The 15,057-nt window shown below is 38.4% G+C and carries 13 protein-coding genes and 1 pseudogene; all 14 read left to right on the top strand.

Annotation, left to right across the window (positions count from 1 at the left end):
- Positions 1-127 precede the first annotated feature (127 nt).
- A pseudogene (spoIIE, locus tag NC797_RS17325) lies at positions 128-1,807 on the top strand (stage II sporulation protein E); the annotation flags it as partial.
- A 144-nt stretch (positions 1,808-1,951) separates the two neighbouring features.
- Positions 1,952-2,686: a vWA domain-containing protein gene (locus NC797_RS17320; RefSeq protein WP_272438077.1), complete on the top strand. Its 735-nt coding sequence runs from the start codon at positions 1,952-1,954 to the stop codon at positions 2,684-2,686.
- Positions 2,655-3,641, top strand: coding sequence for a protein kinase domain-containing protein (locus tag NC797_RS17315; protein ID WP_272438076.1), 987 nt, complete (start codon positions 2,655-2,657; stop codon positions 3,639-3,641). The genes NC797_RS17320 and NC797_RS17315 overlap by 32 nt, the downstream gene beginning before the upstream one ends.
- Before the next feature lie 98 nt (positions 3,642-3,739).
- On the top strand, positions 3,740-5,137 hold the full coding sequence (gene tilS / locus NC797_RS17310; RefSeq protein ID WP_272438075.1) for a tRNA lysidine(34) synthetase TilS: 1,398 nt from the start codon (positions 3,740-3,742) through the stop codon (positions 5,135-5,137).
- Between the two features lie 26 nt (positions 5,138-5,163).
- Entirely contained in the window at positions 5,164-5,709 is a 546-nt protein-coding gene (gene hpt / locus NC797_RS17305; RefSeq protein ID WP_272438074.1) for a hypoxanthine phosphoribosyltransferase, read from the top strand.
- A gap of 97 nt (positions 5,710-5,806) precedes the next feature.
- Complete coding sequence (ftsH, locus tag NC797_RS17300) at positions 5,807-7,759, top strand: ATP-dependent zinc metalloprotease FtsH (protein ID WP_272438073.1); 1,953 nt, start codon at positions 5,807-5,809, stop codon at positions 7,757-7,759.
- Between the two features lie 178 nt (positions 7,760-7,937).
- Positions 7,938-8,810: an Hsp33 family molecular chaperone HslO gene (gene hslO / locus NC797_RS17295; RefSeq protein ID WP_272438072.1), complete on the top strand. Its 873-nt coding sequence runs from the start codon at positions 7,938-7,940 to the stop codon at positions 8,808-8,810.
- Positions 8,811-8,827: 17 nt separating this feature from the next.
- Positions 8,828-9,730 carry a peptidylprolyl isomerase gene (locus tag NC797_RS17290; protein WP_272438071.1) on the top strand — a complete coding sequence of 301 codons (903 nt, stop codon included), beginning with the start codon at positions 8,828-8,830 and terminating at the stop codon, positions 9,728-9,730.
- A gap of 133 nt (positions 9,731-9,863) precedes the next feature.
- Positions 9,864-10,784, top strand: coding sequence for a cysteine synthase A (cysK, locus tag NC797_RS17285; RefSeq protein ID WP_272438070.1), 921 nt, complete (start codon positions 9,864-9,866; stop codon positions 10,782-10,784).
- 201 nt (positions 10,785-10,985) lie between these two features.
- Positions 10,986-11,771, top strand: coding sequence for a dihydropteroate synthase (gene folP, locus NC797_RS17280; protein ID WP_272438078.1), 786 nt, complete (start codon positions 10,986-10,988; stop codon positions 11,769-11,771).
- A complete protein-coding gene (folB, locus tag NC797_RS17275) occupies positions 11,753-12,118 on the top strand; it encodes a dihydroneopterin aldolase (protein WP_272438069.1) in 366 nt (121 codons plus the stop codon). Before folP ends, folB begins: the two co-directional genes overlap by 19 nt.
- Entirely contained in the window at positions 12,115-12,645 is a 531-nt protein-coding gene (gene folK / locus NC797_RS17270) for a 2-amino-4-hydroxy-6-hydroxymethyldihydropteridine diphosphokinase (protein WP_272438068.1), read from the top strand. The genes folB and folK overlap by 4 nt, the downstream gene beginning before the upstream one ends.
- Positions 12,597-12,818 carry a helix-turn-helix domain-containing protein gene (locus tag NC797_RS17265; protein WP_272438067.1) on the top strand — a complete coding sequence of 74 codons (222 nt, stop codon included), beginning with the start codon at positions 12,597-12,599 and terminating at the stop codon, positions 12,816-12,818. The genes folK and NC797_RS17265 overlap by 49 nt, the downstream gene beginning before the upstream one ends.
- Before the next feature lie 200 nt (positions 12,819-13,018).
- A complete protein-coding gene (lysS, locus tag NC797_RS17260; protein WP_272438066.1) occupies positions 13,019-14,506 on the top strand; it encodes a lysine--tRNA ligase in 1,488 nt (495 codons plus the stop codon).
- The last annotated feature ends 551 nt before the right edge of the window (positions 14,507-15,057 follow it).

Raw genomic sequence — 15,057 nt, 5'->3', positions numbered from 1 at the left:
ATTTTCATTCCCCCCTAAAATACGCCATTTATCAGCATTTATTACACTCAATTTTACCATTTTTAGCATATTTAGGGTTGGTATTTTATCAAATTATCTCGAAAAATTTTTTACTCTTCAGTGCTGACTAGCATTCTCTGGTTTACTTGGTGGCTTACTAAAGGATGGCAAAAAGCTAGGGGTCAGTATGGGTCTTTTTGTTGGTACGTTATTAATCGGAATATATGGAGAGGGAGTAGATGCACTTCTTCCATCCCTTTTAGAAACATCAATAGCTGTTATCATTTTTTTCCTTACTCCAGATAAGTGGATCAGGAAAATATCACGGTTCATTCCAGGAACACTAGAGCACTCAAAAGAACAAGAGCAATATCTTCAAAAGGTTCGAGATGTAACTGCACATCGTGTCGAACAGTTTTCCGATGTATTTCAAGCACTTTCAAAAAGCTTTACCAACCAAAAGGAGGATGAACAAGAAGAAGATGAAAGTAAAGAAATCGACTATTTTTTAAGTAATGTTACAGAAAAAACGTGTCAATCCTGTTTTAAGAAAGAATGGTGCTGGGCCCAACAATTTGATAAAACCTATGAATTGATGACGGAATTAAAACAGGACTTAGAGACGGGAAGTGAACCAAACAATGTGTTAGAAAGAAATTTTGATCGCCACTGTGTCAAACCGAAAAAAGTAATAGACACGATGAAGCATGAACTATCTTTTTATGAGGCAAACCAAAAGCTGAAAAAGCAGGTAAACGAGAGTAGACGGTTTGTTGCGGATCAACTTTCAGGAGTATCAGAAGTGATGGGGGATTTTGCAAAAGAAATTTTAAAAGAAAGAAAAAATCATGAACATCAGGAGATGGAAATTGTTGCAGCAATGAAGCATATGGGAATGGAATTGGAAAAGTTAGATATTTATAATTTAGAAAAAGGAAACATTGATATCGAAATGACACTGTCATTTTATGATTATCACGGGGAAGGCTCAAAGCTAATTGCCCCAGTGTTATCGGATATTTTAAATGAAAGTGTCGTCATGAAACAAGAAGATATTTCTCCTTTTCCAAATGGATATAGCTATCTGGCATTTGGATCAGCCAAAAAATATGTTGTTGATATGGGAGTGGCCCATGCTGCAAAAGGTGGAGGACTCATTTCTGGTGATAGCTATTCGACCATAGAGCTTGGAGCAGGAAAATATGCAATGGCGATAAGTGATGGGATGGGTAATGGCAATCGAGCCCATGAAGAAAGCGTGGAGACGCTTCGTTTGTTACAGCAAATCTTACAATCTGGTATAAAAGAACATGTAGCAATTAAGTCGATTAATTCCATTCTATCGCTTCGAACGAATGAAGAAATTTTTTCTACGCTTGACCTTGCGATGATTGATTTACATAATGCTGCGGTAAAGTTCTTGAAAATTGGATCAACCCCAAGCTTTATTAAACGAGGTAACCAGATACACAATATTGAGGCAAGTAACTTGCCGATTGGCATTATTCAAGACTTCGATGTGGAAGTAGTAACCGAACAACTTAAAGCTGGCGACCTTTTAATTATGATGAGCGACGGTATTTTTGAAGGTCCAAAGCATATTGAAAATGTGGATTTATGGTTAAAAAGAAAAATTAAAGAAATGGAGACAAATGATCCGCAAGCAATTGCTGATTTGGTGTTAGAGCAAGTTGTCCGTAATAGGGCTGGGAAAATTGAAGATGACATGACTGTGCTTGTTGCTAGAATTGATAAAAACATCCCTGAGTGGGCCGCTATTCCCGCATATGGGCAAGAAGTACAGTAGAATTGAGCTAAATTAAATTCAAGTAAAACAAAGGTATAATTTCTATCCTGTTCGGCGAAGATGGTACTAGATGATGTTTTTGAACACGAACTACTAGACATTTTTTTACGAAGGATGGCAAATATAGAGGAGGAATTATACCTTATGAAAAAGGGTACATTGAAGCAAATTTTATTAATAACGGACGGCTGCTCAAACAAAGGGGAGGATCCATCTGCTGTTGCAGCGTTGGCGTTTCAGCAAGGGATCTCCGTAAATGTAATTGGTGTGTTGGAGGATGAGCAAAGTGAACAGCCAGAGGGTTTACAGGAAGTGGAAGAGATTGCTATGTCAGGTGGTGGTGTAAGTCAAATTGTGTACAAACAGGCACTTGCACAAACCGTTCAAACGGTCACAAAGCAAGCGATGACCCAAACATTACAAGGTGTGGTAAACCAGGAATTAAAACAAATTCTTGGTCCGAAGCAAAGCTTGGAAGAGCTACCACCTGATCAGCGCGGAGAAGTAATGGAAGTAGTAGAGGATCTTGGTGAAACATGTGATTTGGAAGTTCTAGTATTGATTGATGCGAGTGCTAGTATGCATAATAAGTTACCAACGGTTCAAGAAGCACTTATCGATTTATCTGTTAGTTTAAATGCTAGAATTGGAAGAAATCGCTTTGCTATTTATTCTTTCCCTGGAAAAAGAAAAGATATTAATAAGGTGTTAGATTGGTCACCAAAACTAGACTCTATATCATCGGTATTTCCAAAATTAACGAGTGGTGGGATTACACCAACAGGACCCGCCATTAAAGCAGCGATGTACCAATTTGGGAAGAAAAGCTTATTGAGGAGCTTTAGAAATGAAGATGAATCAAGCATCGAGGAAGCCTGAGCTTACACTAAGTCAAGGTGGAGTAATCAAAGGGAAATGGCATAAAAACCGTTATACAATTAAAGGTGAACTTGGCCATGGAGCGATTGGAAAAGTATATTTGTGTGAATCAAATGGAAAACAAGCAGCATTGAAGATAAGTGAAAAGAGCTCTTCGATTACAACGGAAGTAAATGTATTAAAAACGTTTCAAAAGGTCCAAGGGCACCGCCTTGGACCTTCTTTGTTGGATGTTGATGATTGGGTACATCCGAAAAATGGTCATTCCTATTCCTTTTATGTAATGGAATATTTAAAGGGGAAACCTCTTTCTTTTTTCATTAAAAGTCATGGTGAAGAATGGCTTGGTATATTTATGTTACAATTGTTAGATGACTTAGCAAAACTACATGAATCTGGTTGGGTGTTTGGAGACTTAAAGCCTGATAACCTTATTGTCACATATGCTCCACCACGGCTAAGGTGGATCGATGTTGGAGGTACAACCCAAATTGGTAGATCCATAAAAGAATATACAGAATTTTATGACCGTGGTTACTGGGGTATGGGTTCAAGAAAGGCAGAACCATCTTATGATTTATTTGCCTTAGTAATGGTCATGTTCCATCTTTATTATCCAAATCGGTTTGAGAAAGGGCGGTCACCCGAAAAAACATTAATGAATAAGCTTCATATGACACCACAACTAAAAAAATTTGAACCGTGTTTAATCAAGGCATTACAAGGAAAATATTCTTCCAGTAAACAAATGAAACGTGATATTTCAGCGGTCTTAATGAATCAACAAAAAACCGATACAATAAAAAAGAAACAACAGACACCCCCAGTTAAAAGGGCAACACACCAAGGAAAATCCACCGTCAGAAAGCCCAAAAAAGAGCATCCTTTTATGGAAGGCGTTGGGATTTTTGCTGTGGTTCTTTTGTTTTATACATTTTATTTAATTTTTAGCTAAATAGATGGTTTTTGACTTTGCAGAAAGGGAACAGGAAATGGTAGGATTAAGATGTTCAAGAGTGATCAAAAAGTTTTGTAGGTTGGAGAGAGCCATAAATGAATCATAAAGTAAATTCTTTTATCGAGAAGCATACACTGTTGAAGAAGGGTTCGACCGTTTTGATTGGTGTATCGGGTGGACCTGATTCCATGGCTCTGCTCCACTTTTTACATGCCATAAAACAAGAATGGCAGTTACATCTAATTGCACTTAGTGTAGATCATGGGTTAAGGGGGGAAGAATCAAGGCAAGATATTGAATACGTAAAAAAAATGTGTGGGACATGGGGGATCCAATTTGTTGGAACCTATTTAGATGTTCCTACGTATAAGAAGAAAACAAAAAAAGGAACACAGGTAGCAGCAAGAGAAATGAGGTATCAATTTTTTGAAGAGCAAATGGAATACTTCAACGCAACGCACTTGGCTTTGGGTCACCATGCTGACGACCAAGCAGAAACAATGGTAATGCGTTTTATTCGGGAGTCACAACCAAAGGCATTAATTGGCATCCCTTTTAAGCGTCCTTTTTCAAACGGGTGGATTATTCGTCCTTTCTTAACAATTAAGAAAGCGGAATTGGAAACATATTGTTGGGAACATAATATCATCCCGAGAAGAGATCCATCGAATGAAGACTCAACATATACGAGGAATTATGTTAGAAACCATATTCTACCTAAATTGGTGGAGCGGAATCCAAACTTACATACGAATATGCAGAGACTTAGCGAATCGATCGCATCAGATGAATCGTTTCTCCAGAACGAAGCAGAAAAGGTTGTCTCAGAAGCGGTAACTTTTAAAAAGATTGAAAAAGAAGTGGTCTTCAATGTGAGTGCGTTCAATCAGTATGCCCCTTCTTTACAAAGGCGTGCCTTTCATCTAATATTAAACTATCTTTATGGAACGATCCCTAAAGATGTAAGCTATGTTCATGAGGAACATTTTTTCCAACTACTCTTAAGCAAAAGAGCAAATACTTCGCTTGATTTTCCAATGGGATTACGGGTGATGAAGGCTTATCAAACCGTTTTGTTTCGATTTGAAGATGGAAAAGGTAGACGAATCCATTCATTATTACCCGTACCAGGGAAAGTGCTGTTACCTGATGGATCTACAATCATCTCTACATTTGCTAAAGCCTATCTCAAGGAATCACGAAACTCCCTTTTCATTGATTCTAATTTGGTAAACCTTCCGCTTATTGTGCGTAGTCGAGAACCAGGGGATAGAATTGTCATAAGGGGCCTTAATGGTTCAAAAAAAGTAAAAGATGTTTTTATTGATGAAAAGATTCCACATCACCAAAGGGGTTCCTGGCCGATCATTACGGATCAGACGGGTAACATTTTATGGATCATCGGATTAAAAAAAGGGATAACGAGAAATAGTAAGGGTGCTGAAAACTTTATTCGATTAGACTACAATAAAACGAACTTGGCTCATATGTAAAAAGGGAAACATGTAGGAGGAAGACGATGCATAATGATATTGAAAAGATCTTAATATCAAAAGAAGACATTGAAGCAAAGTGTAAAGAAATAGGTGCAGCATTAACGAAAGATTACGATGGAAAATTCCCATTAGCCGTTGGTGTACTAAAAGGTGCTTTACCCTTTATGGCAGATGTACTGCGTTATACCGACACACACCTAGAAATGGACTTCATGGATGTTTCTAGTTATGGTGGAGGAGTGCGTTCCTCTGGGGAAGTGAAAATTGAGAAGGATTTAGATACAAAGGTAGAAGGAAGGGAGCTACTGATCATTGAGGATATCATTGATAGTGGATTAACCCTACGTTACCTAGTTGATCTATTTAAATATCGTAAGGCCAATTCGATTAAAATAGTAACACTACTGGATAAGCCAGAAGGTCGCACGGTGGACATTAAAGCGGATCTAGTTGGGTTTGAGGTACCCAATGAATTTGTTGTTGGATATGGACTTGATTACCAGGAAAAATATCGCAATCTTCCATATGTTGGTGTGCTGAAGCCTGAAATTTATGGAGGAGAAGCGTAAATCAATATTTTTAAAAGTAAAAGGGGAATTAGTTGTGTTAAGACTTTTTGATATGGTACTATTTACTATAGTTTTCTCGTTTGGGAGGAGGTAGGCAATGAACCGAATATTTCGTAACGTAATCTTTTACTTTTTAATATTCCTTGTAGTGATAGGAATCGTAGGGGTATTTAAAGGTCAAAATGATGAAGCAAAAGAATATGATGTGAACCAATTTTTACAGGCACTAAATGGTGGTGAAATTGAAAGCATGACCATGCAACCATCAAATGGCATTTATCGTATTACTGGTGAGTTGCAAGGCAATCAAGAAAATAATACATTTATCACCCAAGTACCTGAGAATGCTCAAATTGTTGCTGAAATTACGAAGACAGCAACAGAACAAAGTGTTTTAAATGTGAAAGAAGAAGAACAGCCTAGCGGGTGGGTAACATTTCTTACTACAATGATCCCATTTGTTATTTTATTCATATTATTTTTCTTCCTTCTTAATCAATCTCAAGGCGGCGGTAGCCGTGTAATGAACTTTGGTAAGAGTAAAGCTAAGCTTTACAGTGAAGATAAAAAGAAAGTAAAGTTTAAGGATGTAGCTGGAGCAGACGAAGAGAAACAGGAGCTTGTAGAAGTGGTTGATTTTCTAAAGGATCCACGTAAGTTCTCCGCAGTCGGTGCTCAAATTCCAAAAGGTGTCCTCCTTGTTGGACCTCCAGGAACAGGTAAAACATTGCTTGCGCGGGCAGTAGCAGGTGAAGCTGGTACTCCGTTTTTCTCCATCAGTGGTTCTGACTTTGTTGAAATGTTTGTTGGTGTTGGTGCATCGCGTGTCCGTGACTTATTTGAGAACGCCAAGAAAAATGCACCATGTATTATCTTCATTGACGAAATTGATGCAGTCGGTAGACAACGTGGCGCAGGTCTTGGTGGGGGTCATGATGAACGTGAACAAACACTGAACCAGTTACTTGTTGAAATGGATGGTTTTGGCGAAAATGAAGGAATTATTATTATTGCTGCTACCAACCGTCCAGACATATTGGATCCAGCATTATTGCGTCCTGGTCGATTTGACCGCCAAATTACGGTTGATCGTCCAGATGTTAAGGGAAGAGAAGAAGTACTTAAAGTACATGCAAAAAACAAACCGCTCGATGAGTCGATCGATCTAAAAACGGTTGCAATGCGAACACCAGGATTTTCTGGTGCCGATTTGGAAAACCTTTTAAATGAGGCTGCTCTTGTTGCTGCTCGTCATGATAAAACTGTAATCGATGAGCTAGACGTAGATGAAGCAATTGATCGGGTCATCGCTGGTCCTGCTAAAAAGAGCAGAGTCATATCGAAAAAAGAACGAAATATTGTTGCTTTCCATGAAAGTGGGCATACGATCATTGGTATGGTGTTAGATGATGCTGACATGGTTCACAAAGTAACCATCGTTCCCCGTGGTCAAGCGGGTGGTTATGCTGTCATGTTACCAAGAGAAGATCGTTATCTTATGACGAAACAGGAATTGCTAGACAAGATTACCGGTCTGCTTGGTGGGCGTGTCTCAGAGGAAATTAATTTTGGTGAAGTAAGTACAGGTGCACATAATGATTTCCAACGCGCAACTGGTATTGCTCGTAAAATGGTCACGGAATATGGAATGAGTGAGAAAATTGGACCCCTACAGTTTAGCAGTGGTGGCGGTCAAGTATTCCTCGGCAAAGATATACAAAATGAGCAAACGTATAGTGATGAGATCGCATATCAGATCGACCAGGAGGTACAACGGATTATAAATGAATCGTACGAAAGAGCCCGTCAGATTTTAACGGAAAATAAGGATAGATTAGAACTTGTAGCCAAAACATTATTAAAGATTGAGACACTGGATGCAGCTCAAATTAAATCTTTGTTTGAAGAAGGAAAGCTTCCAGATTCTGATGAGGTAGATGAAACAATCAATCAACCTGGTACTACCGAAGCAAATGACCAAGACGTAAAAGTAAATATCCATTCCAAATCAGAAGATAACGAACAAAAAGATCAACCTAATAAAGAATAAGTGAGAAACAACCTCCGACAAATTGTCAAGGAGGTTGTTTTTTTGCATGATATAGCCATGTGGTGGTAAATTAAGATTACGATTCACCTTAATTTGATTGTGTGATAACCTTAGAATATAACGGTGGTATAATTATACAAACATAGATAAAACAGATTGGGTAAGGAGTATGATTTTTATGAATGATCATTTAATAAAGGCAACCGCATTTGATGGAATGATTCGGGCTTATGCCATTCGATCTACTAAGACAGTTGAGGAAGCGCGACGCAGGCAAGGTACATGGGCCACGGCCTCTGCGGCACTTGGCAGAACAATCACGATAACCGCTATGATGGGTGCCATGTTAAAAGGAGAAGACAAAATCACCGTAAAAGTAGAAGGTGGGGGGCCGTTAGGTGCGATCATTGTTGACGGTAATGCAAAAGGTGAAGTGAGAGGGTATGTTTCAAATCCACATGTTGATTTTGAGCTTAATGAAAAAGGGAAGCTTGATGTTTCAAGAGCAGTAGGAACAGAAGGTACGCTTAGTGTTGTTAAAGACTTGGGGTTGAAGGAGAATTTCACAGGTCAAGTTCCAATTGTTTCTGGAGAAATTAGTGAAGATTTCACCTATTATTTTGCAAAATCAGAACAAATACCCTCTGCAGCGGGTGCTGGCGTCCTCATTAATCCAGATCATACGGTATTAGCTTCAGGGGGATTCTTAATTCAAGTATTGCCAGGAGCAGAAGATGAAACCATTGCGAGTATCGAAAATAAGATCACTACGATTCCTTCCATTTCAAACCTTATTCGAGATGGAAAAACGCCAACAGAAATTTTAGATATTATAGTAGGTAAAGATAATATGAAAATTCATCAAACTCTTTCCGTTCAATATACGTGTCATTGTTCAAAGGAAAGAATTTCATTAGGAATTAAGGGTCTCGGTACAGAGGAAATTAACAAAATGATTGAAGAGGATCATGGGGCAGAAGCAACTTGTCATTTTTGCAATGAAAGGTATACTTTTGACCTAGAAGAGCTTGAAGCGTTAAAAACAGAGTGAAAATGAGGGGAACACGGATGACCAAGAAGTTTTTATGGGGAGTGATTGTCCTCCTTCTTATAACCAATCTAGCCACGATTGTTATATGGATGAAGGAAAAAGAAGAGGTTATCACAGGGGAAAACACACCTCAATTGAAGAGGAATGATACGGTAGCCTCTATAGGAAATACAGATATTTCGTATGAAAAATGGCTTACTACATTGGAGGATACGTATGGAAAAAAAGTGCTTAAGGATATGGTTGATCGCGAAGTTGTCCTCCAATTAGCAAAGAAGAACGGTATAGAGATTAATGAGAAACTAATAGAAAGAGAAATATCATTGCTATACACAATGGAAGGACCACTTACAAAGCAAGAGGCAAAAGCAAAAGAAGAAGCATGGCGTTCGGATGTCCGCTATCGATATTATTTAGAAGCATTACTCACAATGGATATTGCTGTTTCAGAAGAAGAAATAAGAGAGTATTTTGAAACATACGAAGATCAATTCCAATTTGAGGCATCCTATCAATTCTCGCAAATTGTAGTAAATGACATGGAAACTGCATCCAAAATAATGAGAGAATTAGACGACGGTGCCTCTTTTTCCGTGTTAGCAAGAGAGTATTCGATCGATCAAAAAACGAAGGATGATGGCGGTTATTTAGGTTTCTTCACAAATGGAACAAATTTCCTAGAAGATATTTATTTTGAAGAAGCAGATGAGATGGAAAATAACAGTTATAGTAAACCGATTCAGACTGGAGATGGAGTCGTTGTATTTTATCTCCATCGCAAAGTACCGTCCGTACGTTTTACATATGATGAATTAAAAGGGGAAATTAGAAGGGAAGTTGCCTTAGAAAGATTAAATCAAGTCGCAAATGCAAATTCATTGTGGGATAAGCTTGATGTCGAATGGATCTATGGGAAGTAAAAGAGCTTGTAGAGGTTTCTGGCATGTCATCGTATTAATAGACAAAACAATCGCATAGTTTGACTTTTTTTAAACTGGAACGTACATTAAGTATAAATCCAATAAAAATACTCGGAATTGGGAGTGGTAAATAATGAAGGTAGCAAAATCGATTGCAGACATTATAGGGAACACCCCGATAGTCAAATTAAATCGCGCGGCAGTACAGGATGGTGCGGAGGTATACTTAAAACTTGAATTTATGAATCCAGGCGGATCTGTAAAAGATCGTATTGCACTTGCTATGATCGAAGCGGCTGAAAAAGAAGGCTTGTTAAAAGAGGGAGATACAATTGTTGAACCTACAAGTGGTAATACAGGCATTGGACTAGCCATGGTTGCTGCAATAAAAGGGTATAGGGCTGTATTGGTTATGCCGGACACGATGAGTCAAGAACGTCGAAATCTCCTCCTAGCATACGGTGCAGAGCTGGTTCTTACTCCAGGAGCAAATGGAATGAAAGGTTCGATCAAGAAAGCGGAAGAGCTTAAAAGTGAGCATGGATATTTCATGCCACAGCAATTTAGTAATGAAGCAAATCCAGGGGTTCATGCGCGTACAACAGGAAAAGAAATTATTGAGCAAATGGGAAATCAATTAGATGCGTTTGTGTCTGGTATTGGTACTGGTGGTACAATCACTGGTGCGGGTAAAGTTTTAAAGGAACACTATAAGGACATTAAAATCTATGCTGTCGAGCCTTCAGATTCAGCGATTTTATCGGGAGGACAACCTGGACCACACAAAATTCAAGGAATCGGGGCGGGATTCGTTCCAGAAATATTAAATACAGATGTATATGATGAAGTTATCCAAGTAACGAATGAAGATGCATATGAAACAGCTCGACAAGCAGCACGCCTTGATGGAGTACTAGGTGGTGTATCGTCTGGAGCTGCAATTCATGCTGCTAATGAAGTAGCCAAAAAGCTAGGAAAAGGAAAAAAAGTCCTTGCGATCATTCCTAGTAATGGAGAAAGATACCTATCCACCCCACTCTATCAATTTGATTAAGGTTATAGTAAAGTGCATGTTCACAACCCTTTTTTGCGAAGGGTTGTTTTTTATCTTTGCTCATTCTGCCAAGGTATTCGTGAACATTCCTCTAAAATATTGTAGAATGGTACATAATAAAGATTGTAAAGGGTGGTTAGGGTGAAATTTGTATTGAAAACAAAAGAAAAAAACTATGACTTGTCCAAAAAAACCCTTGTTATGGGGATACTAAATATCACTCCTGATTCTTTTTCAGATGGGGGTAATTACAATCGTATGGAACACGCAATTAAACATGCGGTTGAAATGGAAGCGGCCGGAGCGGACATCATAGATATTGGTGGTGAATCAACTAGACCAGGATATACACCATTATCAGAAGAAATGGAACTATCAAGAGTTTTACCCATTATTGAGGCAGTAAAGAATGAAGTAGGCATTCCCATATCTATTGATACATATAAAGCGGAAACCGCTAAACAAGCACTACAGGCAGGCGCATCGATCATAAATGATGTGTGGGGAGCAAAAAAAGAGCCAAAGATTGCGGAGGTTGCTGCAACTCATGGAGTACCGATTATTTTAATGCATAATCGAGAAAAGGCACAGTATGCTTCCTTGATGGAAGATATAAAAGAAGATTTAAAGGAAAGTATTCAAATTGCAACAAGAGCTGGGGTTAAAAAAGAAGCTATTCTTTTAGATCCTGGAATTGGATTTGCGAAAACCGCTGATGAGAACATTCTAGTAATGCGAAATCTGGAGCAAATCGTAGACTTAGGATATCCTGTTTTATTAGGAACATCAAGAAAATCGTTAATAGGTAAAGTTTTAGATTTACCTGTTGATCAACGTGAGGAAGGAACAGGCGCGACCGTTTGCTATGGTGTTGCAAAAGGTGTTCAAATTGTTCGCGTTCATCATGTTAAGCAGATCGTTCGTATGACCAAAATGATGGACGCCATGATCGGGAAAGGTGAGAAAATATGGACAAAATATACTTAAACAGAATGGAATTTTACGGTTATCACGGAGTATTTCCTGAAGAGAAAAGATTAGGGCAGCGATACATGGTGGATGTTGCTCTTGAATTAGATTTAAAAGTACCAGGTGAGACAGACAAAATGGAAGACTCCATTGATTATGGGCGCGTATACGAGATGACAAAAAATATCGTTGAAGGAGACGCAAAAAACTTGATAGAGACTGTAGCTGAGAATATTGCCAATCAATTTTTTGCGAAATTTGATAAACTTTCTGGGTGTACAGTAAAGGTTATCAAGCCAAATCCACCAATTCCCGGGCATTATCAATCGGTTGGGGTAGAAATTCATCGGACAAGGTCAATATGAACATCGGATATATTGCATTAGGATCAAATATCTCGCCACGTTCACTGTACTTGAAGAAAGCACTTCAAGCATTACGGGACAAAGAGGAATTGATCATCTCGTCAGTCTCCTCCGTTTATGAAACAAAGCCAGTTGGATATACGTCTCAAAAAAATTTTTTGAACATGGTTGTTAAAGTAGAAACAACCTATACCGCTTACGAACTACTAAAATATTGCTTAAAAATAGAAAAGAATTTAGACAGAAAAAGGGAAATTCGTTGGGGTCCAAGAACAATAGACCTTGACATTTTGGTCTTTAATAAAGAAAATATAGAGTCGGAGCAACTCACAATACCTCATCCAAGGATGCACGAACGAGCTTTTGTACTTATTCCCTTAAATGACTTGAATCCTAACATGATGATTCCTACAATAAACAAAAGCGTTTCAGACATCCTAATGACAATGTCAGCAGAAGAGAAAGAGGGAGTAACAAAATGGAATCGGTCGATTGGGGAAAACGGATTCGTGCATATCGAAAGTTAAAAGGATATACACAAGTATCTTTTGCAAGAAAGCTTGGGATATCAGTTTCTGTCGTCGGAGAAATTGAAAGAAGTATCCGTGTTCCTACCAAATGTGTAATGCAAAACATTTGTACTACCCTTAATGTTTCTATAGAAGAATTGATGCCAAAACAAGATACTCAAATTAAATAATTGAGGAGGATAAACGTGTTTCATATTGATGCAATAACAAACAGGTCGAGTCGACGCATCTGTTAGCATACGATAGAAGATTCCTGCGTTTGACACAGGTCGAGTCATTCAATTTAGGTGAAAAGTATCAGAAATACCGAATGTAGAAGATAGAACGTATTCATGATAGAAAAAACTAATACATAATTGGAGTGAGATAGATGGCAGAAGAGCAGAATGATCACATGCGTGTTCGCCGAGAAAAATTACAGTCATACCAAGAGCAAGGGGTCGATCCTTTTGGTGATAAATTTGAACGAACACACTTGTCAGAGCAGATCAAGGAGACATATGATCATTATACGAAAGAAGAGTTAGAGGAAAGAGCAATTCAAACAACGATCGCTGGTCGAGTGATGACTAAGCGCGGAAAGGGCAAAGCTGGTTTTGCTCATATTCAAGACTTAAGTGGCCAGATCCAATTATATGTACGAAAGGATTTGGTTGGAGAAGAAACATATAACCTATTTAACTCTGTCGATATTGGAGATATTGTCGGAGTGACGGGTGAAGTATTTAAAACAAAAGTGGGAGAACTCTCGGTCAAAGTGTCGGAATTCCATCTTTTATCTAAGTCGCTTCGACCTTTACCTGAAAAGTTCCATGGCTTAAAGGATGTGGAACAAAGATATCGTCAACGCTACCTGGATTTGATCACGAATCCCGATAGTAGAAAAACATTTGTATCTCGCAGCATAATTATTCAAGTAATGCGACGATATTTAGATGATCAAGGATTCCTAGAAGTAGAAACACCAATGATGCATGGCATCCCAGGTGGGGCTTCTGCACGTCCGTTCATAACACACCATAACGCACTAGACGTTCCTTTATATATGAGGATCGCGATAGAATTACATTTAAAAAGACTTATTGTTGGAGGGATGGAAAAGGTTTACGAAATAGGACGAGTATTTCGTAATGAAGGTGTATCTACTAGACATAACCCTGAATTTACAATGCTTGAATTATATGAGGCTTATGCAGACTTCCACGATGTTATGGCCTTGACTGAAAATCTTATTGCACATATAGCGCAGGAACTAGTCGGTAATACTACTATTGAATATGGAGACCAACAGGTTGATTTAAAGCCAGAATGGAAAAGGCTTCACATGGTAGACGCGATCAAGCAATTTACAGGTGTAGACTTTTGGAATCGGATGAGTGATGAACAAGCAAAAGCCTTAGCTAAGGAAAATCAAGTTGAAATCAAAGATACGATGACATTCGGGCATATTGTTAATGAATTTTTCGAACAAAAGGTAGAGGACAAACTCATTCAGCCGACTTTTATATATGGTCATCCCGTGGAAATTTCACCTTTAGCTAAGAAAAATAAAGAAGATGAACGATTTACAGACCGGTTTGAGTTATTCATTGTTGGGCGAGAGCATGCGAATGCATTTTCTGAGTTAAACGATCCAATAGATCAACGGCAACGTTTTGAGGCACAAGTGAAAGAAAAAGAACAAGGCAACGATGAAGCACATGAAATGGATGAAGACTTCTTAGAATCATTAGAGTACGGTATGCCTCCAACTGGTGGATTAGGTATTGGTATAGATCGATTGGTCATGCTTCTTACGAATTCCCCTTCTATTAGAGATGTATTACTGTTCCCGCAAATGCGTAAAAGGGAGCAGTAGTGTTAAACAAGTGAGCTTTTAAGAGGTTGTCCAAAAATTCATCAAGTGATAACTGTGCATCTGCATGCCTGCGACAGGCTGAACTGGCATTTGACACAGGATATGGCGTGGTTTTGGGCTAGAATGTAGACGATCCCCCATACAATCCTGGAAAAATCGTTTCGTGATTTTTTGACAATCTCTTAGTTCTCTAGGTTACTGTCGTAATAACGATGAAGGTAAATGATCTGGGCAAATAATCAGTTACCATATTTTTCAATGAAATTCCCTCTTGATTTAAAGGGATAACCGTGGTAAATTATTAAACGTTGCTTCATAAATCGCATTGGTTAAATTGAGGTAACAAAAATTATTTAAAATCATATGTTGACATTAATTTTCCTGCGTGTTATATTAATTAAGTCGCCATTTTGATAGACGACAAATTTTGATCCTTGAAAACTGAACAAAACAACCAGTAATGTCAAGTAAGAAAAAGCTAGTTTTTCATTCGAGCAAGATGAAACGATCTTCGATTAAGTATGCAACGTTCTGTTGCAACATCGAAGTCA

The sequence above is a fragment of the Terrihalobacillus insolitus genome, from assembly GCF_028416575.1.
GTDB lineage: Bacteria > Bacillota > Bacilli > Bacillales > Amphibacillaceae > Terrihalobacillus > Terrihalobacillus insolitus.
The sequence above is the reverse complement of the archived record's forward strand: the minus strand, read 5'-3'. Positions and strand labels throughout refer to the sequence as shown.

Excerpts from the sequence above, each read along its gene's own strand:
- NC797_RS17265 (WP_272438067.1), top strand. The coding sequence starts at position 12,597 with ATGGAATCGGTCGATTGGGGAAAACGGATTCGTGCATATCGAAAGTTA.
- ftsH (WP_272438073.1), top strand. The coding sequence starts at position 5,807 with ATGAACCGAATATTTCGTAACGTAATCTTTTACTTTTTAATATTCCTT.
- NC797_RS17315 (WP_272438076.1), top strand. The coding sequence starts at position 2,655 with ATGAAGATGAATCAAGCATCGAGGAAGCCTGAGCTTACACTAAGTCAA.
- lysS (WP_272438066.1), top strand. The coding sequence starts at position 13,019 with ATGGCAGAAGAGCAGAATGATCACATGCGTGTTCGCCGAGAAAAATTA.
- hpt (WP_272438074.1), top strand. The coding sequence starts at position 5,164 with ATGCATAATGATATTGAAAAGATCTTAATATCAAAAGAAGACATTGAA.
- folB (WP_272438069.1), top strand. The coding sequence starts at position 11,753 with ATGGACAAAATATACTTAAACAGAATGGAATTTTACGGTTATCACGGA.
- folK (WP_272438068.1), top strand. The coding sequence starts at position 12,115 with ATGAACATCGGATATATTGCATTAGGATCAAATATCTCGCCACGTTCA.
- tilS (WP_272438075.1), top strand. The coding sequence starts at position 3,740 with ATGAATCATAAAGTAAATTCTTTTATCGAGAAGCATACACTGTTGAAG.
- hslO (WP_272438072.1), top strand. The coding sequence starts at position 7,938 with ATGAATGATCATTTAATAAAGGCAACCGCATTTGATGGAATGATTCGG.
- folP (WP_272438078.1), top strand. The coding sequence starts at position 10,986 with ATGGGGATACTAAATATCACTCCTGATTCTTTTTCAGATGGGGGTAAT.
- NC797_RS17290 (WP_272438071.1), top strand. The coding sequence starts at position 8,828 with ATGACCAAGAAGTTTTTATGGGGAGTGATTGTCCTCCTTCTTATAACC.
- cysK (WP_272438070.1), top strand. The coding sequence starts at position 9,864 with ATGAAGGTAGCAAAATCGATTGCAGACATTATAGGGAACACCCCGATA.
- NC797_RS17320 (WP_272438077.1), top strand. The coding sequence starts at position 1,952 with ATGAAAAAGGGTACATTGAAGCAAATTTTATTAATAACGGACGGCTGC.